Annotated in this window: 1 protein-coding gene; it reads right to left on the minus strand. The window is 65.6% G+C overall.

The window, feature by feature from the left end:
- On the minus strand, positions 1-425 hold a 425-nt coding region (locus D7V93_RS44140; protein WP_279637007.1), incomplete at both ends, for a 4Fe-4S double cluster binding domain-containing protein.

Below are 425 nucleotides of genomic sequence, written 5' to 3' on the forward strand. Positions count from 1 at the left end.
GGCGAGCGCCCATGCGACGTGTTCACGCACGAGTTCCGACGCGTCATCAGCGCGTGCATGCAGGGCGGCCGTCAGGAGCGTGCGCGTTGTATCCAGCAGCGGCCCGCGCAGCGCGTTGCCGATCGCCACGGCAATGTTGCGCAGCCAGCGCTCGTGCCCGATGCGGCGGATGGGGCTGCCCTCGAGCCGTTGGTTGAATTCGGTGTCCGTCCAGCTGAACAGCTCAGCCAGCGTAGCCGCGTCCAGTCCGTTGCGCACGTCAAAGTCCGCCAAGTTGGCCGGTACGGCAAACTTGTTCCACGGGCAGATGAGCTGGCAGTCGTCGCAGCCATAGACGCGGTTGCCCATCGCCGGGCGCAGCTCAACCGGAATGCTCCCCTTATGCTCGATGGTCAGATACGAGATGCAACGGCGTGCATCCACCG

The organism is Corallococcus llansteffanensis, from assembly GCF_003612055.1.
Taxonomy (GTDB): Bacteria; Myxococcota; Myxococcia; order Myxococcales; family Myxococcaceae; genus Corallococcus; species Corallococcus llansteffanensis.